Genomic DNA, 20,148 nt, shown 5'->3' with positions numbered 1-20,148 from the left:
TATGATTGGCGCATCCGGAATTCCGGACGGTATTATTTGCTTTGGTTGATATCTACTTTCGTTACGCAATTCTGCTTATCATCGAAATTCACTTTTACAGTCTGAATTACGGTATTCTTGTCAAACTGAAGGCCTGCACAATACATATAAAAATTGTTTACCTTGCTGTCATTTACTTTCACCACTGTATTTTCATTGTTACACAGATAAGTTTTCAGCAGGTAGTTGTAGTGCATATTGAAGCTGTTTCCGTTAGCAATCTGCTGCAGGTGGTATTTGAAATCATCATCTATTTTGGCATAAGAATCTTCTACAGATACCTCTTCTTCCGCAAGGGCATTATAAGCAGGAAGAATTTTGATGCGGTGGTAGACAGGGTTTTCATTTTCTTCGGTAAGCAGGGTTACCAGATAATCTCCCGGCTGTTTATAAGAATAAATAGCAAATTTTTCTTTGGCATCCGTACCTCCTGTTTCCCCGAATTTCCATGCAAACGATTTAGCTTCTGAAACGGCGCGGAAAGACACATTTTCATTCTGCATAGCCTGAGCCGGCGCCTCAATCGTTGTTTTGATCTGTGCCGTATCTTTGGCTTTCTGGATGCTTCTTGCGTTTACCATTACCGGGAAAGACTTCGTATACTTGTTGTCTATGATCAAACTTACCTGGTAATATCCGGGTTTATTGTAGAAGTGTATACCATTGCTTTTATCAGAAGTTGTACCGTCTCCGAAATTCCATCTTTTGGTTTTTGCAAATTGGGTTTTATCTTCAAATAAAAGGGTATCTCCTACTGCCAGAGAGTTAGGGTAAACCACTCCAACAATATCATCGGCAGAGTGAATCACTTTTTTCTGCAGCCACAAAGCAACCAGTGCCGCAATGAGCAATGTTGCTATAACACCAATAATAATGTTCTTCTTGTTCTTTTGAAAATAATTCATAGTTAATAATTGTGATGTGTTTTATTTTTAGTTCCTAGTATTTCCATGCTTTCCCTACTGCGTTCTTGCCTTCAGGTCTTTTTCGCGTTCGTAAATTTTGTTCTGTTTATCTTTAAATCCGATTCTACAGTCTTCCACCTGCTTTTCAAAGATCTTAATATCTTCTGTGGTTGTTGCAATTACCTTTTTGTCTTCAAAATACATTTTGTAAAATTTGGCAATCTGAGGATAGGCGTCCTTTCGAATATCGATGACGTTATTGTTGCTGAAATAGCTGTTAAGATCATTCACTCCCAACTGGATATTATTTTCAGCAAAAGGCTGCGGGCCGTCAGTCGTAAGTTTGGTGATCATAGTATAAGTGCTGTCCATGATCGGTAAAATAACTTTTTGGTGCTGTTCAAATTCAGCTTTCTGTTCCAGGTTCTGGATTCCTCTTACATCTTCATCAGAAAAAGGAGATACAAATCCTTTCAGAAAAATGATGCCCAAAAATATCATGGCAGTGATCAGCATCAGTATTAAATAAAAAAACTGATAATGCCTTTCCTTTTTAGATAATGTGATTTGTCCTTGCATATCTTTTCTTTTTATCTTCTTCTTTTACTTCCTGTAAAATTTCTTGTAGGATCCTTTCTAAGCTCGCTGTTGGCTCTGTCTATTTTGTTCATACAGTCTTCAAGATCCCTTTTCGCAAATTTTTTGCGGGATTCCACAACCATGATGTCTGCTTTTAATTTCAGCATGGGTTCTATCTGTTTCATCAGTACAGCATAATGTTTAAAATTCTGAACACTGTCTGCTTTCATAATATTTTTAACGTCTCTTACGTTATCCATAATACTGGTTCTGAGAAAAACCTCATTTTCCACCTTATTAAGACTAAGCTGGGCCATTTTATCATAGATTTCGTCAACTTGATTTTTCAGCACGTCGCTCCGGAGCATCAGTTCTTTGTAGGCTTCAGAGTCCTTGCTGATCCCTTCCCGCTGTATGTCGTAGCTCTTAAAGAAGAGAAACAGACATGCGAATGATACTACTGACAAAATAGCAAAAGACAGAATAAACTTCCAAATGCCTATTCTGACGTCAGATTTGTTTAATTTTTTTTCCCTGTTCGAAGACATAATTTGCGATTTGTTTGGCCTGTGAAAATATAAAAAAAAAATTTTATGCACAATACGTAATTTCCCCAGGCCGGTTTCGTGAAAACCCTGATTAAATTAATATTAATTTCCTCTTTAATAAGTTTTTCATAAATTAGGCCTCGGAATTTTAAATATCATTCGCCAAATCGATATTGAAAAATGAGTAAAATATTATCTAATACCGTGCGTTTCTCAATTGCAGACAGTGATTTTTATTTTAAGAAAATAATGATCAAAACACTGATGGAGAATCCTTTTTATATGCTTCTGAACGACTGTAATAATGGGCATGAACTTGTGAACAGAATCTACAGAAGACAGGAAGATGTGTTCATCATCGAATTGTTTATGCCGGTATTAAGCGGAATTGAAGCTATCAAATACATCAGAAAAAATAATTCTGAAACACCTATTATCACGTATTCCGGCACCTACCAGGAAGACATGGCAGATATTCTGGCCAAAATACCCAATATCTATTATTGTGAGAAAAAGAGCACCATCATTAAAGATATTATCAAAGGCAGCATAGCTTCTGAAGAGTTTGATTACCAAGCCTACTCCAAAGAATGGGAACAGCAGCCCCTTGCAGTGCAGGAGTATATGGACAGGCAGAAAAAGGGACAGGAAGAGCTTTCCCCGGCCGAAATACAGCTGATGAGATTCTGCTATGAAGGGTTCAGCAACAAAGAAATTGCGGAAAAACTTAATCTGAGTACAAGAACTATTGACACTTACATCAACCGTCTTACAGAAAAGCTTGGCCTGAAAACAAAACTTCACCTGATCCGTTTCTGTGTGGAAAACGGATACTATAATTCAAGTATGTAGGCCCCACTTCCCCTGAATAATAACTGTAGCAAAAATAAGTTTTCAAGACAACAAATCATTGTCTGACAGTTATTAAGAAAAATTATTTCAGTGGATTTTCTGTAGAATTCCGGCTTATGACAGAGCTATATTATTAAATTATTAAATTCTCCTGAGACCTCCTTAATATAGTGTATACATTAAGATCTCAACTGTCTGAATAAAAATATTTTGCCACTAATTTGCTAGTATTCAATTTTTTTAACTAAATTTGCACACCTAAAATTTAAAATTAAAATAAGGAAATGACAAAGGCAGAATTGGTAAACACCATCTCAAATAAGTTGGGAACAGAAAAGAATGAAACACAGAAAGTTGTAGAAGCTTTTATGCAGGAGATCAGAACTTCTATGTATAATGGGGATAACGTTTATCTGAGAGGTTTTGGATCTTTTATCATTAAAACAAGAGCTGCTAAAACAGGAAGAAATATTTCTAAGAATACTGCAATTGAGATTCCTGCTCATAACATTCCTGCTTTCAAACCTTCAAAGTCTTTTGTAGAGAAAGTAAAAACTAAAGTTGCAGTAAAATAAGAACATTAACTGAATATTAACTAGTTACTAAAAAATTAAAATTATGCCAAGCGGAAAGAAAAGAAAAAGACACAAGGTTGCGACTCACAAAAGAAAGAAAAGAAGAAGAGCGAACAGACATAAGAAAAAATAATCTCTTCTTCTCGAGATTTACAATATAATAATATAGTTGGTGGTTTTATATTTTTAAAGTTCACCGACTATATTTTTGTTTGCAACTATAAGATTCTGCGGAAAACGGAAGATTTCAAATATTATTTTAATAAAAATATACAGGTTTTCATTCTAAATCCTTATATTTATTAGATGAATTATTCGAGAAAAAACATCCACTTCCTATAATCTTAAACAATTTTATCTTATAACAAAATGAAGAAAGAACTAATAGTTTCGCATGAAGATGATCTTACAAAGATTGCACTGCTGGAAGACGGAAGACTATGTGAACTTCATGAGCAAGAAGACAAAAGCGATTTTATAGTTGGAGATCTGTTTATAGGAAAAGTAAAAAAACTGGCACCCAATCTGAATGCTGCATTCGTCAACATCGGATATGATAAAGATGCATTCCTGCATTATCAGGACCTGGGGCCCCAATATCTTACATACAGAAAGTTTTTAAAAGATACTATTTCTAAAAAACAAAGCACTTCAAGCTTAAAAAATTTCGAGATACAACCCGAAATAGACAAAAACGGAACAGTAGATAAAGTGATCGCCAAAGACGATCTGGTTCTGTTACAGATTACTAAAGAACCTATATCTACAAAAGGCCCAAGAATTTCTACCCAGATCTCTCTGACAGGACGTTTTCTGGTACTGATTCCTTTCGACAACAAGGTTTCAATATCCAAAAAAATCAGAAGTTCTGAAGAAAAAGAAAGACTGAGAACCCTGATTGACAGCATTAAACCTGAAGGTTTCGGGGTCATCATCAGAACAGTGGCCGAAGGAAAAAAAGTAGCCGACCTTCACAATGATATGAACCAGCTGGTTCAGAAATGGGAAAGCACTTTTAAAAACATCCAGAGAAATAAGGTTCCATCTAAAGTTTTAAGCGAAGAAGACAAGGCTTCAGCTATTTTAAGAGACAATTTTAACCAGGACTTCGTCAATATCATCTGTGATGACGAGCAGATGGTAGGTGAAATGAAAAATTACATTGAAGTAATTGCTCCTGAAAAGAAAAATATTGTCCAGTTTTATGATTCTCATATTCCTCTTCTGGAATATTACAATGTTGAAAAACAACTTAAACAGAGCTTTGGAAAACACGTTAATATTCCAAGTTCTAAAGGCGCTTATCTTGTTATTGAGCACACAGAAGCTCTTCACGTCGTAGACGTTAATTCCGGGAATAATATTACCACCGGAACCGCTGTCAATAAAGAACACGCACTGAAAGTGAACAAAATGGCAGCTACCGAGATCGCAAGGCAGCTTCGCCTCCGTGATATGGGAGGAATCATTGTGATTGACTTCATCGACATGCCGAATTCTGAACATAGAAGAGATCTCTATGAACATCTAAAAGAGGAAATGAAGCGCGACAAGGCTCGCCATAAAATACTTCCTCCAAGTAAATTTGGACTGATCCAGATCACCAGACAAAGAAACCGTCCGGAAAAGCAGATCGAAACCAAAGAAGAAAACCCGAACAAAGACGGAGAAATTGTAGCTCCGATCGTAATCGTGGAAAGAATGGGTGAAACTTTAAGAAACATCCTGCAGAAAGAAAAAGGAAAAATCTACCTGCACGTACACCCTTTCGTAGAAGCCTATTTAACCAAAGGCATCAAAAGCATCCAGATGAAATGGTTTATCAAATACAAAAAGTGGGTAACCATTGTACCAAGGGATTCTTTTAAATATTTAGAATACAAAATCTACAATTCCAAAAAAGAAGAATTGATAGAATTCTCTAATTAAGACAAAATTCAAACCTCCGGCTGTACCGGAGGTTTTTTTATGATGCAGAAAAAACATAGGTTCAGGCTAAAGCCAACGGAACTTTGGGTTTATTTTAATTTGACCGGGCTAAAATTCCTATCGATGAGGCCAAAACAATATTGAGGTTTAACAGCAAGATCATTTAATCATTTAATCATTTAATCATTTAATCATTTAATCATTTAATCATTTAATCATTTAATCATTTAATCATTTAATCTTTTAATCTTTTAATCTTTTAATCTTTTAATCTTTTAATCTTTTAATCTTTTAACTTTATAACATGAAAAATCACCATTACAAAATTACCACTCAGTGGACAGGAAATAAGGGAACTGGAACCACCGGTTACAGGGATTATGAAAGAAGCCATACTATTTCGGCAGAGCATAAAGCTGTCATTCAGGGATCTTCTGATCCTTCATTCCGTGGGGACAGAACCAAACATAATCCTGAAGAGCTGTTTCTTTCTTCGCTTTCATCATGCCATATGCTATGGTATCTGCACTTCTGCTCAGAAGCCGGGATTATCGTTACAGAATATACGGATGAAGCAACGGGCATTATGGAAGAAACAACCAATGGAAGCGGGCATTTCACTGAAGCAGTCCTGCATCCTGCTGTCACAGTAACAGAAGAATCAATGATTGAAAGAGCAAAAGAACTTCATCATAAAGCTAACGAATATTGTTTCATCGCCAATTCTGTTAATTTTCCGGTGAAACATATTGCTACTGTAACGGTTAAATAATACTGTTTTTCCCAACCCGCTCTTGAGAAAATATCGATATGCTTTGCATACAGGTTATTGTGATCATCAGTCTTTATCATACAGTTTTCCTGCTTATCGGCATAGGTTAATTAATGTTAAGTCTCCCGTTTCTTCAAGATATATTGTTAAATTTGAGCTATGGAAAATTTTGGAAAAGATTTATTACGGAAAATAAAAAGTATAGAACTTCCCGGGGAACATGCCCATGGAATATTTTCCCCTCCCTACCGTCCTGTTTTCACCTACGATGAAGTGCTGGCCAAAAATCCCAAATTTGCTGCCGTCAATATTGTTTTGTACCTGAAGGATAACGAGTGGTATTTTCCATTGATCCAGAGAACCATCAATGAACACGACAGGCACAGCGGACAGATTTCTTTACCGGGCGGAAAACGTGAGGAAATGGACCGGGACTTTGCTGAGACGGCTATTCGTGAAACTTCTGAAGAAATAGGCATTGATAAACATTATGTACGGATCATCAGGGAAATGTCTCCCATCTATATTCCGCCGAGCAACTTTTATGTATATCCCTATATTTCATATACCAGAAAGAATCCCGCATTTATTTTACAGCAGAGTGAAGCGGTGGAAGTTATCGAATTTCCCATTACTTCATTTCTAAGCCTTTCAGACACTCCTGAAATTATGGCACTTCCGAGTGCGGGCGGAAAAGAAGTTCCTGTCATCAACTTTAACGGATACATTATCTGGGGTGCTACAGCGATGATATTAAGTGAATTCAGCCAGTTGCTGAAAAAAATGTAACTTTGCACTACCGTGTTTAATTGAAAAATGGCGAAGAAAAATATTTTCACCGATGCATTCGGTACCCCTTATTTTTTGAAAAGGTTTATTATTTTTATCTTGGGAGTTGTATCCTACAGAAGGTTTAATGGCTTTAATAAACTGAAAATTACCGGCACAGAGCATCTTGTGGATCTTCCGGATTCCAATGTATTGTTTGTGTCTAATCATCAGACTTATTTTGCAGATGTTGCTGCCATGTACCATGCTTTCTGTGCCGTAAACAACGGATATTTAAATACCATTAAAAATCCGATCTATCTTTTGAATCCCAAGATTGATTTTTACTATGTTGCAGCTGAAGAAACCATGAATAAAGGTATTCTTCCTAAAATTTTTAAGATTGCAGGTGCTGTAACGGTAAAAAGAACCTGGAGAGCTGAAGGGAAAACCGTCAACAGGATGGTAGATATGAGTGAAGTAGACAATATCATGAAGGCACTGGATAATGGCTGGGTGGCTACTTTCCCGCAGGGAACAACATCCGCTTTTGCACAGGGACGAAGAGGAACCGCTAAACTGGTAAAAAATCAGCGTCCTATCGTAATCCCTATCAAGATCAACGGATTCAGAAGAGCTTTTGATAAAAAAGGACTTCGGGTAAAGGTTACCGGTGTAAAACCTACCATGGAGTTTAAGGCCCCCCTGGATATCGACTACGATAATGAAAAAGCACCGGAAATTTTACTGAAGATCATGACTGCCATTGAGCAGACTGAAGACTTCAACCTATTACACAGTTATGATGAAGAACTTAAAGCTAAAAAATTAGAACAAAAGGACTCAAATAATTAAAGTAAATAAGAAAATTATGAACAGAATACTTGGAATCTTATTCGCAGTCATAGTATTAGTTTCATGCAACAGCCAGAAAGTATATTCGGATTTTGATATCAGCTATGCAAAAAGCGGAGGCTATGCCCCTGTCTATGAAAACCTGCTTATAAAAGGAAATAATGCCCATTATTCTTTTGAAGGCCAGGGAAAAAAATACAAACAGGATTTTAAAATTTCAGATGAAGATTTAAAGAAACTGGATCAGACTCTTTCTCAGAATAATTTCAGAAGAATTCAGGAAGACCATAAAAAATTGTACGACAATATTTCTACGTCTGTCAACATCAAGAAAGGTCCTAATGAAGGCAGTAAATCAGATGCCAGCATGATCACTCCAAATTATCAGACGAATTGGAATAATATTCTTGAGGCTTTCCAGCAGATCATTAATACTAATGTTAAAAAACAGTAAATACAATTGAAAACCCACTTCATTGCCATTGGCGGCAGCGCCATGCACAATCTTGCCATCGCATTAAAAGATAAAGGATACCAGGTTACCGGTTCAGATGATGCGATCTTTGAACCATCAAAATCAAGACTGGAGAAAAAGGGAATACTGCCTCAGGAAATGGGCTGGTTCCCGGAAAAAATAACTCCGGATATTGATGCTGTCATTCTTGGGATGCACGCCCATCAGGATAACCCTGAGCTGGCAAGAGCAAAGGAACTGGGTCTGAAAATATATTCGTATCCTGAATTCCTGTACGAGCAGTCTAAAAATAAAACAAGAGTTGTCATTGCAGGATCTCACGGGAAAACAACGATTACTTCAATGATCCTTCATGTCCTGAATTTCCACAGCAAAGATGTGGATTTTATGGTAGGAGCACAACTGGAAGGTTTCGACTGTATGGTAAAGCTTACTCAGGACAATGACTTTATGGTGCTGGAAGGAGACGAATACCTTTCCTCCCCTATTGACCTGCGTTCAAAATTCTTACTATACCAACCGAATATTGCTTTGATGAGCGGTATTGCATGGGACCATATCAATGTTTTCAAAACGTTTGATGATTATATTGAGCAGTTCAGGAAGTTTGTGGCAAGCATTACTGCCGGAGGCGTTCTTGTCTATAATGAAGAAGACCCCGAGGTAGTGAAGGTAGTGGAAAATGCAGAAAACTACTTCAGGAAGATCCCTTATAAAACTCCGGAATATGAGATCAATAACGGGAAAGTATATTTAAAAACCGAAATGGGAGATGTTCCTCTTTCTGTTTTCGGTGCCCACAACCTGCTGAACCTTGAAGGAGCCAGACATATCTGCCAGCAGCTGGGAATCATGGATGAGGATTTCTACGAAGCGATCATGAGTTTCAAAGGAGCTTCCAAACGTCTTGAAAAAGTGGAAAGAGAAGATAAAGGAACCCTTTATAAAGATTTTGCCCATGCACCGAGTAAAGTAAAAGCTGCTGTAAAAGCTTTCAAAGAACAGTTTAAGAATGAAAAGAAATACGGATTCCTGGAACTTCATACCTATTCAAGTTTAAATCCTGCTTTCCTTGAACAGTATGATCACGCTATGGACGGTTTGGATGAAGCTGTTGTTTTCTATTCCGAAGATGCCCTGAAGATCAAAAGAATGGAACCTATCTCTCCTGAATTCATCAAAGAGAAATTCAAAAATGAAAGCTTAAGGGTATTCACCAATGCAGAAGATCTTCACGCCTATTGGAATACTCTGGATAAAACAGATGGAGTCTATCTGATGATGAGCTCCGGAAACTTCGGAGGGCTGGATCTGACGAAATAACCAATCTGAACGATAAGCCGGTTGAATTTTAAAATCGGATAATTGCTTCTATACAATACCTAAACTCCTCTCAGTTAGCTCTGGAAGGAGTTTTTTTAACCATTCTATGCCCGTAAATAAGCTGTATCGTTCACCTGCTATGTCAAAACTTATAGCATTTCAACAATCATCCTATGTCATAACTATTGATATGATAAGGTCTCATTTATCATGCTATTGACACAATCAATTTACCATACATAATTCAAATACATTTTATGATTTTAATAAAAAACCAATTATAGATTAAAAATATTCACATATAAACAAATATGAATACAGAAAGTATTTTAAATTAAATTCACAAACATTTAAAAATCAAATAGTTACAGTATTTATCATAAGATATTTTTTATATATTTGGTACAATAAACAAAACATAAAATGAAAAAAACGATTCTACTTTTTATTATACCCTGCGCTTTAAATGCACAAGTTGGTATTAATACAACCGCTCCTACAAAATCACTCGACATCAACGGAGAATTACGGATCCGCACTTTACCCATAGGCGTAGCGGCTGATGATATTCTCTCTACAGACACAAATGGAAATGTAAGAAAGATATCCAGAAGTGATCTCGGCAGTGGGTCATCAGGATTTAACAGTACCATATTAGGTTATGATCCCAAACCGGTTGCTACAAGGCCTCAACCACCCGGATCAGTACCGGGAGGAGGAACAGCGGCAGAACTGGGATGTAAAAAATGGTCAGTGAATAATCATACATATTGTGCCTATCAAATTTCACAGCCTATCAACTGGTTTAACGCATTCAGCTTCGGAAAACAAATGGGAGGTTATCTGGTAACCATGACTAATGATGCGGAAAGGGCCTGGGTAAATACTAATATCGTAAACTCAGGAACAGGATATAACCTGGCCAATAACATATGGATTGGTTTCAATAAAATCAAGAGACCCGGAAATCCGGATCAGCTTCAATGGATTACCGGAGAAGAATTCAAAATCAACTGGTCTACCAATCCTGCAACAACAGAAAACTGGTTTAATACCGGAGAACCCAATAACTCTAACGGAGTTGAAGGAGCCACCCATATATTTACAAGTTCAGCCAATGCTGAAAGAAGATGGAATGATCTTGACGGTACACTGACTGCCAATTCCAATGTTTCTATGAACCAACTCATCATTGAGTTTAATGAATAATAAAAAGGAAACACATGAAGAAATCAATTTTAGCATTCATTGTCTTACCGTATTTCATAGGAGCTCAGGTGGGGATCAATACAACTACTCCCACAAAATCGCTCGATAATAACGGAGAATTAAGGATCCGTACTCTACCACAGGGAGCTGGCAATGACGATATACTTTCTGCTGATACTAACGGAAATGTAAGAAAGATTTCCAGAAGTGATCTCGGTAGCGGATCATCAGGATTTAACAGCACCATATTAGGTTATGATCCCAAACCGGTAGCTACAAGGCCTCAACCGCCCGGTCCAGTACCGGGAGGAGGAACAGCGGCAGAACTGGGATGTAAAAAATGGTCTGTAAATAATCACACCTACTGTGCATACCAGCTTACACAGGGAATCAACTGGTTCAATGCGTTCAGCTTTGGAAAACAAATGGGAGGTTATCTGGTAACAATGCCCAGCGATGCTGAAAGAATCTGGGTGGCAACCAATATAGTAGCTTCAGGAACCGGATATAATCTGGGGAACAATATATGGATCGGCTTTAATAAGATTCAGAGACCCGGCAACCCGGACAGGCTTCAATGGATTACGGGAGAAGAGTTCAGAATGAACTGGTCTACCAACCCGGCCACTACGGAAAACTGGTTTGCGCCAGGAGAGCCTAACAATTCAGGAGGAACTGAGGGTTCTACTCATATTTATAATACTTCCGGCAATACAGAAAGAAGATGGAACGATTTAAGTGGCTCTACCACAACCTTTACCGGCTCGGCCATGAACCAGCTTATCATTGAATTCAACGAATAAAAATGGCTGTCTCACTTTTGGGACAGCTTTTTTCTATTTTCTAAAGTAATTTTACCCCAATCGTTAATATGATCAAGCAGAGGGATAAATGTCAAACCCAGATCAGATAAACTGTATATCACTTTTACCGGAGGCTTGGTTCCAAACACGGTTCTTGTTATCAGCTGATCCCTTTCCAGTTGTCTCAATTGGATACTTAAGGTTGTTTCTGTAATAAAAGAAAGCTCTTTCTTCAGCTCACCAAATCTTCTATCTCCATTTTTTAAATGGCAGAGAATAACTCCTTTCCATCTTCCTCCAATGAGATCCATAACAAAGCTTACTGCACAGGGATAAGATTTTTGATCAACATTAATATAGGAGGTTTCACATTCTTTTTTCATTTTTTTTAATAGTATCTATATTGATAGTTATTTTATACTAATGGTACAGGACCTATTTTTACACAATATTAATCAGAATAAAAGAAATAGAAAAATGTACCAACTAGCACAAATTAATATTGCCAGAATGATCGGAGCTAATATTGAAGATCCCATAATGACTGAGTTTGTGAGCCATCTTGATTCGGTCAACCAATTGGCCGAAGAAAGTGATGGATTTATCTGGAGACTGAAAGATGATGACAACAATGCTACAGGATTTAATCCATTACATGATGAACAGGTCATGATCAACTTATCTGTATGGAAAAACATAGAATCCCTGGAATATTACACTTATAAAACATTTCATGTTGATTTTTTAAGAAGAAGAAAGGAATGGTTTCAAAAATATGGAAAAGCCTACTATGCATTGTGGTGGATTAAAAATGATGAATACCCGGATATAGACGAAGCTTTGAAACGTTTAGAATATTTGCAGGAAAATGGTCCTTCACCCTATGCATTTAACTTCCAGTCTGTTTTTCAAAAGCCCTAGTTGAAGATGTAATGCGTACCAGAACTTTTATACGCTAAACAGCTTCCACCTGTTCAATGAGGTTTCTCAGGATATCTGTGGCAGAACGTTCACTGTAATCGTGAATAGACTGTCCGGTCCAGATTCCCACAAAATCTGCATTCTGCTGAAGTTTGGCGGCTTTACGCAGTTCATTTGTCAGTTTATTTTGATAGGGATAGGGTAAAATATATCCTGAGTTTTCAACCGTTTCTATATATTTATTCCTGATCCCTCTGGCAAATCGTCCTGAAAAACTTCTTGTCAGCATAATATCTTCTTCTTTTACCTTTTTAAGCCTTTCTTTTTCAAAAGGTCTCAAGGCACTTTCTTCAGATGCCAGCAGCAGGCTTCCCACCTGAAAGCCCTTTGCTCCCAGGTCTTTTGCTGCATGTACCGTTCCGGCGTTGTAAAGACCTCCAGCATAGATCAAGGGTACTTTCACGTGATCATATACCTGAGATAACAAAGACAGTCCTCCGATCTGTGGAATATGGTCTGCATCAAAGGCTCCCCGGTGGCCACCTGCTTCAATCCCCTGTACACAGATGATATCTGTTCCCGACCTTTCCAGAATCAGAGCCTCCTCTACTGAAGTACAGGTTCCGATAAGAACTGTACCGTTTGCTTTTAATTTTTGGATACTTTCGTCATCCAGGCTTCCGAAAATAAAACTTAAAATTTTACAGTTTTCCTGAATAATGGGATCTATCAGATCATGGTAGCTTTTCACCTGAATGGCACCAAGTTCAGGAAGAGTTACGTGGATATTATTTTCCCTTGCTAAATCTTCTATAAACTTTTTTGTTTTATGATATTTGTCCCGCAGTGCATCTGTCACTTCAGGAATACGATGGGCAAAAATGTTGACAGCAAAAGGCCTGTCTGTTAACTTCCGGGTTTCCCTGATAAGTTCGACAGACTGATCTGCAGAAAGGTCAGCCAGCGCCAGCGATCCCAGACAGTCGGCTTTCCCGGCTGCTGCAACCATTTGTGGCGTGCTCATTCCAAACATGGGAGCCTGAACGACAGGGTATTTAACACCTAATTTTTTACTGATTGTATCCGGCCAGAACATAAGAATTATTTTAAATAAAATTTACGAATAAAACAGGAATAAAGGTTAGAGATCTTTCATGATATTACTCATTTAGGATCCAGGCTTCATATTTTTCTTCCACCCATTTTTTCATGTACTCATTAAATTCAAACAAAAACAATTCAACCTCTGTTTCAAAATACTCTACAGGCAGTCCTTCTTTGATATTAACTTCAATACCCTCATCCACATTGATCAGAAACTGCTGTGAGCCGATGTCAGAAATATCATAATCACTAAAATTATAATTCTGCTTCAGGCTTTTAAAATCTGAATCCAATAATATTTCCAGATAATCCAATATCTTTTCAGGCACCCTACCCTTTTCCTGAAACAGATCAGAATTATTCTTTGCCCTGTCTTCATGTTCAGCAACGCTCATCTGAAGGAGATAATTGAAATCATCATCAATCAAAAATTCAATAACTAAAAGCCTGTAACTAAACCCTTCATACTTTGAAAAAGAAAAAATATAGCCACTCTTTAAAGTGACTATTTTTTTATCTTCATCAAATCTTTTGGAATAGATCCAATCCACATTTGCCATTAAATATCTGCTACAGATTTCAGCATTTTCTGCTCCCATTCCGGATCTTTCGGATCAAAGAATAATCTTTTTCCTGTATCTAAAGAACGAACAACGTTCATTTCATCTTCTGTCAGTTCAAAATCAAATACATTAAAATTTTCTTCAATTCTTGACGGTGTTACAGATTTCGGGATCACAACAAACCCTTCCTGCAAATGCCATCTTAAAATGACCTGAGCAACAGTTTTACCATATTTCTCTGCAACCGCTTTCAGATCTGCATTGTTCAAAAGATCTGCATTACCGTTTCCAAGCGGGCTCCATGGCTGTGTTACAATATTATTTTCCCTGTCATAAACCTGTAATTCTTTCTGCTGGAATACAGGATGCAGCTCAATCTGATTGATAACCGGTAAAACCGTTGAGTGGGCCTTCAGCTCTTCCAGTTTCTCAACAGTAAAATTACAAACACCTATGGCTTTTATTTTCCCTTGCTGATAAAGTTCTTCCAATGCTTTCCAGGTGCCCAGGAAATCTCCATACGGCCAGTGGATCAGGTACATATCCAGATAATCCGTCTGCAACCTGTCTAATGTTCTCTGAAAAGCACTTTTAGCTTTTTCATACCCATGATCCTGAACCCATACTTTTGAAGTAATGAACAGTTCATCCCTGTTTACTCCACTGTTTTTCACAGCAGCGCCTACAGCAGTTTCATTCTGATAGATAGCCGCCGTATCAATCATTCTGTATCCTGTCTGAATAGCTTTGATGACAGCATTTTCACATTCTTTCAGATCATCCATCTGCCATACTCCAAATCCTAAAGCCGGAATATCTACCCCGTTATTTAAAGTGACCACAGGTTGCCCTGCATAGGTTTTCTTTTGCATAATCTCTTGATTTTTGATTTTAATATAAAGTGATTAAACAAATTTGCGATAAAAAATCGGGATTTAGACTTACCAATTTTACTGTTTCTGTTAAAAAATGGTATTGAGCAAGTCTTGACAGACGGAAGGATCTTTATGTTTAAATCTGCATGTAAATATTAAACCCAGCAGCTACATAGGTTTTTAAGATGGATATAAACCTTTCTAATGGCAAACAAACCATGTCTTATCTGGCTTCCAGTCGCTATTTTCCTTATTTTTGTATAAATTCAGAATTATGACACATCATATCAGACCAGCCAACACCGGAGATTATCCTGCTATTATGGAAATCTGGGAATCTGCTGTAAAGGCTACCCATGATTTTCTGTCAGAAGAAGATTTCAACTATTTCAAAGAAGCTATTCCAAGAGATTATCTTCCCAACCTGGAAGTGTATTTAATTACAGAAAATGAGGAAGCCAAAGGTTTCGCTTCAGTAGTGGAAGGCAACCTGGAAATGCTGTTCATTCATAACGACATGCGTGGGAAAGGCTATGGAAAGGAACTTTATCAATTTATGAAAGAAAAAACAGGACTTACCAAAGTAGATGTCAATGAACAGAATCCGCAGGCAATCGGCTTTTATGAAAAAATGGGATTCAAAAAAGTGGGAAGGTCAGAAAAAGATGGCTCAGGAAAAGATTATCCGCTTATTCATATGAGTCTGTAAATGGAAGAATTCACGTTTTATAAGATCAGTCCGGATTCGGAAATCCCGTATAGCTTATTATTACTGGCGGATGAAACTGTCGAAGCGATTAATCAGTATATTTTCAGTTCCGATATTTATCTTTTGTCCTCAGGAGATGAAGATATCGCTGTGATGGCATTGTACAAAAACAGCGCTACTGAACTGGAAATAAAAAATATGGCTGTTATTGAAAACTACAGAAGCAAAGGAATCGGCAGTCTTCTCATCAGCAAGGCAAAGGAAATTGCCAGAGAAAATGGTTATAAAACCTTAGCGGTAGGAACTTCAGATACAGGTTTCCAGCAGATCAGGTTTTATGAGAGAAATAATTTTATTAAAACAGGGATGCGTAAAGATTTCTTTATTGAAAATTACCCATCCCCGATTTATGAAAACGGTTTACAGATGCGGGATATGGTTTTACTTACCCATCACCTTACGGAATAGACCTTTAATATGTTCTATTTCCGTTTGATAGTTCGTTTTTTTTCTACATCCGAAATAAAGGGTATTTTCAAGTTTTTTCTTTCCTTCCCAGATCAGCTGTATCTCACCGCTCTCAATGGCATTTTTGCATAGGAAATCGGGAACAACAGCAAGTCCGGTTCCTCCCTTCAGACAACGGACGATGGAATTCAGGTTGGGAACGATATAATTGGGACGGAAATTCGGTTTGTGCCCGAAATTCAGAGTCCAGTATTGGAAAAGGTGTTCCATATCTCCGGTGGTTCCGTACCATTTCTCATTCTTCAGCCACGCTTCGATCTGTTCTGCATCTTTTGTTTTCAGCACTTTATTGAAAGCAGTTTTATCAACATCTCTTCCTCCGACCAAAACGATCTGCTCAGACGAGAATGCTTCATGTTCTATGTTGGGAGAAGATCCTTTTTTCGGGGTGATAATAAGATCAAGAATTCCTTTATCCAGCTGATCCAGCATTTCCGGATATTCTCCAAAGCTGATGATCAGATTAAAAGGTAATGTAGAAACATATTGCTCCAGCGTAGTCTGAAACGTTTCAAAACACATTCCGACACTAATGGTTGGGGTATGTTTCTCTGTAGATTTCTGAAAGTTTTTCTCCACATCCTCCAATCTGGTAAGAGGCTCTGCGACGGCATTAAACAATACTTTTCCTCTTTCTGTAGGAATCATTTTTCTGCCGGTCCTGTCGAATAATTTATACCCTACATACGCTTCCAGCGAACTTAAATGTAAACTTACTCCCGGCTGTGAAATGAATAAAGCATCAGCAGCTCCGGTAAGCGTCCCGGTTTTATAGATCGCCTTAAAAGTACGGTACCATTCTAAATTGACCATGACTTATTTATTAATATTCTGATACAAAATTACAAAATAATTATAATATTAATACATTTTCATTCTTTAAAAACGAAGCATAATAATCAGGAATCCCGCTTTCCCGTATCTGACGCACTGTTTTCTCCACCGGATAGGCCAGCTGTATAATTTCAGGGGTTATTTTCTCTTCATCCATCGTAAGAAGCAGATAGGAAGCCAGCCTGTTTTCTTCTTTAGAGCGGCCCACAGAGCCACAATTGACAGCCCATCTGCTATTTTCAAACTGTTTTGTAAAGGATATATGAGTATGCCCCATAGCGATCAGATCTGCCCCGGAGTCATCCAGCATACTGATAAAAACCTCATCTTTTTCGGAGTCATATAAGTAAGTATCATTGCTTTCCAGACTGGAATGAACCAATTGAATATCCCAATGTTTATTCCCTATTTTGTAGTTTAATTTCAAATGGAAAGGAAGTACAGAAAGAAATTTTTTGTTTTCTTCTATAATATGCTTTTTTGAATGGTCTATAGCGATAAACCTCGCCTCTGTTTCTTCTTCAGAATGCTTATCCAAAGGAAAAACAGGCATATCGAAAGCAATTCTTTCATCATGATTTCCCATCAGACAGGGAATGTTCTGATCCCTTATTTTCTGGATCACTTCATTTCCCCAGGGAGCAAAATCTACCAGGTCTCCCAAACAGAATTTCTGATGAATTCCTCTTCGGTCCATATCTTTCAAGACCACTTCCAACGCCGGAAGGTTCCCATGCACATCACTGAAAATCGCTATCTGTATCATTATCATTCAATTTTGCCAAACAAATGTACATGACACAGAATGAAATCAATTCTTTAGGGATATGATATTTGACCATAACGGACAATTTTTATTCATCAATTCATAGACTACTATTAAGTATTCCCTTAGCAATCATCAGGCATTTTATCAAAAGCCATTGCATTAAATTTTATTCTGAAAGCTCACAAACGAACTGATTTACATCAAAAAACAAATTATAAATATTCTGATACTTTACTATAATTTATATTATTTTTATTATACAAAATACACTACTAACTTTGCAGAGTAAAATTTAAACAGTCATAAAAAATGAAAAAAGTACTCATCATCAACGGAGGGCAGAACTTCGGACATTCCGGAGGAAAATATAATCAGACTATCGCAGAAAATACATTAGCCGTTCTTCAGGAGTTTGAAAATGTAGAAGTAAAAATCACTAATGTAAGCGAGGATTATGACAAGCATGAAGAAGTAAAAAAATTCGTTTGGGCAGATTATATTATTTACCATACCCCAATCTGGTGGTTTCAGCTTCCTAACGGGTTGAAAAAATATATCGATGAAGTTTTCACTGCAGGCCACGCCAAAGGAATTTATATGAGTGACGGAAGAAATGCAGCGAATCCTGAGATCAATTACGGAACAGGAGGAATGCTTGGTGGCAGAAAATATATGCTGACCACAAGCTGGAATGCACCGGCAACGGCCTTTACGCTTCCCGGAGAATTTTTCAATGAAACAAGTGTAGATGACGGGCCATTATTTGGGTTCCACAGAATGAATGCCTTTGTGTCTTTAGAAAAAATGGAGAGCTTCCACTTCCATGATGTGGAAAAAAATGCCAATATAGAGCGCGATATGAAGCTTTACAGAGAGCATGTGAGAAATGTTTTTGAACAGGAATTAAAACCGGAATTTGTATCATGAAAATTCACCTTACAGCAGTCATAAAAGCAAAAGAAGAACACCAGGAAGAGGTACTGAAAGTTCTTCAGAACATGGTAAAAGAAACCAGAAAAGAAGAGGCTTGCGAACTTTACAACCTTCACCAGGGAATTGAAAATAAGAACCATTTTATTTTCTATGAGATCTGGAAAAGTGAAGAAGGATTGGCATTACATAATCAACAGCCTTACATCAAAGCATTTGGAGCTCTGGCAGATGAAAAACTCCAGGAAAAGCCTCAGATATACCTAACCCATATCATTTAACGATGAAGAAAATAATGCTGTTAATGCTGACAGTCCTGAGTATCGGGTTCGTTCAGGCACAAACTAAAAAATCAAAACACATGAAAAAGAAAATTTTATTCGTCGTTACAAGCCATGATAAAAAAGGAAGTACAGGTGAAGATACAGGATACTACCTGGGTGAAGTTTCCCATCCATGGGAAGTTCTTTACAAAGCCGGGTATGAGATAGATTTTGTAAGCCCCAAAGGAGGAACGCCACCGGTAGATGGATTTGATTTAAAAGATCCTGTCAATAAAGAATTCTGGGAAAACAAGGAATACAAAAACAAGATTGATCATTCTATGACACCGTCACAGGTGGATCCTAAAGAATATTCAACCATCTTTTATGCAGGAGGACACGGGGCCATGTGGGATTTTGCAGATAATAAAGAACTGGCAGCTATTGCTTCAGAAATTTACGAAAACGGTGGTATTGTTGCAGGGGTATGCCATGGGCCGGCAGGATTGGTAAATATCAGACTTAATAATGGAAAATACCTGGTAGATGGAAAGAAAATCAATGCGTTTACCAATGAAGAAGAATCTGAAGTAAAATTAACAAACGTTGTTCCTTTCTTATTAGAAAACAGACTGAAAGAAAGAGGGGCACAATTTGAAAAATCAGGGCTTTGGCAGAACCATGTAGTTGCTGATCAGAGAGTGATCACCGGGCAAAATCCGCAATCTGCCAAGAGTGTTGGGGAAGCAATTTTAAAAGAATTACATAATAAATCATTTTAACCACAAAGGCACAAAAGCTTTTAAACACTTAAGTAAATACAAGTGATTATGCAGAGACTATTGAGAAGAGCACTTAAGTTTTTGAAGATCTACGATTTTCATGAGTTTCTGATCAAACGGCTGCAAATCCCTCTCTCGGAGGAGTGGTAAATCAAAGATTTGACGGGGGCGGTTAATCAGATGTCTACAATATATTTTGAGTCTTTCAAGGTTTAGCACACAATAACAATTTAAAACA

25 protein-coding genes are annotated in these 20,148 nt (G+C 37.5%); 16 read left to right on the top strand and 9 right to left on the bottom strand.

From position 1 onward, the window contains the following. Positions 1–32: 32 nt before the first annotated feature. From BBI00_RS20840 to tssO, 3 genes are read right to left on the bottom strand one after another with little or no spacing between them, the layout of a single operon-like run. A complete protein-coding gene (locus BBI00_RS20840) occupies positions 33–944 on the bottom strand; it encodes a PKD domain-containing protein (RefSeq protein ID WP_065400751.1) in 912 nt (303 codons plus the stop codon). 54 nt (positions 945–998) lie between these two features. Beyond that, positions 999–1,523, bottom strand: coding sequence for a type VI secretion system transmembrane protein TssO (locus tag BBI00_RS20835; RefSeq protein WP_065400750.1), 525 nt, complete (start codon positions 1,521–1,523; stop codon positions 999–1,001). An 11-nt stretch (positions 1,524–1,534) separates the two neighbouring features. After that, positions 1,535–2,071: a type VI secretion system TssO gene (gene tssO / locus BBI00_RS20830; RefSeq protein ID WP_065400749.1), complete on the bottom strand. Its 537-nt coding sequence runs from the start codon at positions 2,069–2,071 to the stop codon at positions 1,535–1,537. A gap of 180 nt (positions 2,072–2,251) precedes the next feature. Here tssO and BBI00_RS20825 point away from each other — a divergent pair, with 180 nt between their 5' ends. From BBI00_RS20825 to BBI00_RS20780, 10 genes are all read left to right on the top strand, one after another. Next, positions 2,252–2,923: a response regulator transcription factor gene (locus BBI00_RS20825; RefSeq protein ID WP_065400748.1), complete on the top strand. Its 672-nt coding sequence runs from the start codon at positions 2,252–2,254 to the stop codon at positions 2,921–2,923. Positions 2,924–3,207: 284 nt separating this feature from the next. Further along, the gene (locus tag BBI00_RS20820) at positions 3,208–3,498 is read left to right on the top strand and encodes an HU family DNA-binding protein (RefSeq protein WP_002984212.1); all 291 of its coding nucleotides are present in this window, start codon (positions 3,208–3,210) and stop codon (positions 3,496–3,498) included. Between the two features lie 369 nt (positions 3,499–3,867). Then, a complete protein-coding gene (locus tag BBI00_RS20815) occupies positions 3,868–5,427 on the top strand; it encodes an Rne/Rng family ribonuclease (RefSeq protein ID WP_065400747.1) in 1,560 nt (519 codons plus the stop codon). Between the two features lie 304 nt (positions 5,428–5,731). Next, positions 5,732–6,199: an OsmC family protein gene (locus BBI00_RS20810; protein ID WP_065400746.1), complete on the top strand. Its 468-nt coding sequence runs from the start codon at positions 5,732–5,734 to the stop codon at positions 6,197–6,199. Positions 6,200–6,358: 159 nt separating this feature from the next. Then, positions 6,359–6,988, top strand: a complete 630-nt coding sequence (locus BBI00_RS20805) for an NUDIX hydrolase (RefSeq protein WP_065400745.1) — start codon at positions 6,359–6,361, stop codon at positions 6,986–6,988. 27 nt (positions 6,989–7,015) lie between these two features. Continuing rightward, the gene (locus BBI00_RS20800) at positions 7,016–7,822 is read left to right on the top strand and encodes a lysophospholipid acyltransferase family protein (RefSeq protein ID WP_047098495.1); all 807 of its coding nucleotides are present in this window, start codon (positions 7,016–7,018) and stop codon (positions 7,820–7,822) included. 16 nt (positions 7,823–7,838) lie between these two features. Next, on the top strand, positions 7,839–8,276 hold the full coding sequence (locus BBI00_RS20795) for a hypothetical protein (RefSeq protein ID WP_065400744.1): 438 nt from the start codon (positions 7,839–7,841) through the stop codon (positions 8,274–8,276). 6 nt (positions 8,277–8,282) lie between these two features. After that, positions 8,283–9,620, top strand: coding sequence for a UDP-N-acetylmuramate--L-alanine ligase (locus BBI00_RS20790; RefSeq protein WP_065400743.1), 1,338 nt, complete (start codon positions 8,283–8,285; stop codon positions 9,618–9,620). A 423-nt stretch (positions 9,621–10,043) separates the two neighbouring features. Beyond that, positions 10,044–10,829, top strand: coding sequence for a C-type lectin domain-containing protein (locus BBI00_RS20785; RefSeq protein ID WP_065400742.1), 786 nt, complete (start codon positions 10,044–10,046; stop codon positions 10,827–10,829). A gap of 14 nt (positions 10,830–10,843) precedes the next feature. Next, the gene (locus BBI00_RS20780) at positions 10,844–11,632 is read left to right on the top strand and encodes a C-type lectin domain-containing protein (RefSeq protein ID WP_065400741.1); all 789 of its coding nucleotides are present in this window, start codon (positions 10,844–10,846) and stop codon (positions 11,630–11,632) included. An 11-nt stretch (positions 11,633–11,643) separates the two neighbouring features. Here the strand turns inward: BBI00_RS20780 and BBI00_RS20775 are convergent, their stop codons facing one another. Continuing rightward, on the bottom strand, positions 11,644–12,015 hold the full coding sequence (locus tag BBI00_RS20775) for a winged helix-turn-helix transcriptional regulator (RefSeq protein ID WP_065400740.1): 372 nt from the start codon (positions 12,013–12,015) through the stop codon (positions 11,644–11,646). Between the two features lie 94 nt (positions 12,016–12,109). On the opposite strand from BBI00_RS20775, the gene BBI00_RS20770 reads away from it, so the two are divergent. Next, on the top strand, positions 12,110–12,553 hold the full coding sequence (locus BBI00_RS20770) for a DUF3291 domain-containing protein (protein ID WP_065400797.1): 444 nt from the start codon (positions 12,110–12,112) through the stop codon (positions 12,551–12,553). A 34-nt stretch (positions 12,554–12,587) separates the two neighbouring features. Here BBI00_RS20770 and BBI00_RS20765 read toward each other — a convergent pair whose 3' ends face one another. From BBI00_RS20765 to BBI00_RS20755, 3 genes are all read right to left on the bottom strand, one after another. Then, positions 12,588–13,649 carry an NAD(P)H-dependent flavin oxidoreductase gene (locus BBI00_RS20765; protein ID WP_065400739.1) on the bottom strand — a complete coding sequence of 354 codons (1,062 nt, stop codon included), beginning with the start codon at positions 13,647–13,649 and terminating at the stop codon, positions 12,588–12,590. Positions 13,650–13,713: 64 nt separating this feature from the next. Beyond that, the gene (locus tag BBI00_RS20760) at positions 13,714–14,217 is read right to left on the bottom strand and encodes a hypothetical protein (RefSeq protein WP_165602570.1); all 504 of its coding nucleotides are present in this window, start codon (positions 14,215–14,217) and stop codon (positions 13,714–13,716) included. Continuing rightward, positions 14,217–15,092 (bottom strand): aldo/keto reductase, encoded by an 876-nt coding sequence (locus tag BBI00_RS20755; RefSeq protein WP_065400737.1) that lies wholly within the window; start codon positions 15,090–15,092, stop codon positions 14,217–14,219. Before BBI00_RS20755 ends, BBI00_RS20760 begins: the two co-directional genes overlap by 1 nt. Positions 15,093–15,369: 277 nt before the next feature. Here BBI00_RS20755 and BBI00_RS20750 point away from each other — a divergent pair, with 277 nt between their 5' ends. Then, positions 15,370–15,804 carry a GNAT family N-acetyltransferase gene (locus BBI00_RS20750; protein WP_065400736.1) on the top strand — a complete coding sequence of 145 codons (435 nt, stop codon included), beginning with the start codon at positions 15,370–15,372 and terminating at the stop codon, positions 15,802–15,804. Further along, positions 15,805–16,272 carry a GNAT family N-acetyltransferase gene (locus BBI00_RS20745; RefSeq protein WP_065400735.1) on the top strand — a complete coding sequence of 156 codons (468 nt, stop codon included), beginning with the start codon at positions 15,805–15,807 and terminating at the stop codon, positions 16,270–16,272. It begins immediately after the preceding gene. On the opposite strand, the gene BBI00_RS20740 is transcribed toward BBI00_RS20745, so the two are convergent. Beyond that, on the bottom strand, positions 16,246–17,145 hold the full coding sequence (locus BBI00_RS20740) for a LysR family transcriptional regulator (RefSeq protein ID WP_065400734.1): 900 nt from the start codon (positions 17,143–17,145) through the stop codon (positions 16,246–16,248). The genes BBI00_RS20745 and BBI00_RS20740 overlap by 27 nt on opposite strands. A gap of 40 nt (positions 17,146–17,185) precedes the next feature. Continuing rightward, complete coding sequence (locus BBI00_RS20735) at positions 17,186–17,932, bottom strand: metallophosphoesterase family protein (protein WP_065400733.1); 747 nt, start codon at positions 17,930–17,932, stop codon at positions 17,186–17,188. 312 nt (positions 17,933–18,244) lie between these two features. Here BBI00_RS20735 and BBI00_RS20730 point away from each other — a divergent pair, with 312 nt between their 5' ends. From BBI00_RS20730 to BBI00_RS20720, 3 genes are all read left to right on the top strand, one after another. Further along, complete coding sequence (locus tag BBI00_RS20730; RefSeq protein WP_065400732.1) at positions 18,245–18,862, top strand: NAD(P)H-dependent oxidoreductase; 618 nt, start codon at positions 18,245–18,247, stop codon at positions 18,860–18,862. After that, positions 18,859–19,146: a putative quinol monooxygenase gene (locus BBI00_RS20725; protein ID WP_065400731.1), complete on the top strand. Its 288-nt coding sequence runs from the start codon at positions 18,859–18,861 to the stop codon at positions 19,144–19,146. The genes BBI00_RS20730 and BBI00_RS20725 overlap by 4 nt, the downstream gene beginning before the upstream one ends. Positions 19,147–19,226: 80 nt before the next feature. Beyond that, a complete protein-coding gene (locus tag BBI00_RS20720; protein ID WP_065400796.1) occupies positions 19,227–19,910 on the top strand; it encodes a type 1 glutamine amidotransferase domain-containing protein in 684 nt (227 codons plus the stop codon). Positions 19,911–20,148: the final 238 nt, after the last annotated feature.

The sequence above is a fragment of the Chryseobacterium arthrosphaerae genome (assembly GCF_001684965.1).
GTDB classification, from domain to species: Bacteria; Bacteroidota; Bacteroidia; order Flavobacteriales; family Weeksellaceae; genus Chryseobacterium; species Chryseobacterium arthrosphaerae.
Note: the sequence above shows the minus strand (reverse complement) of the source record. Positions and strands in the feature narration are given on the sequence as shown.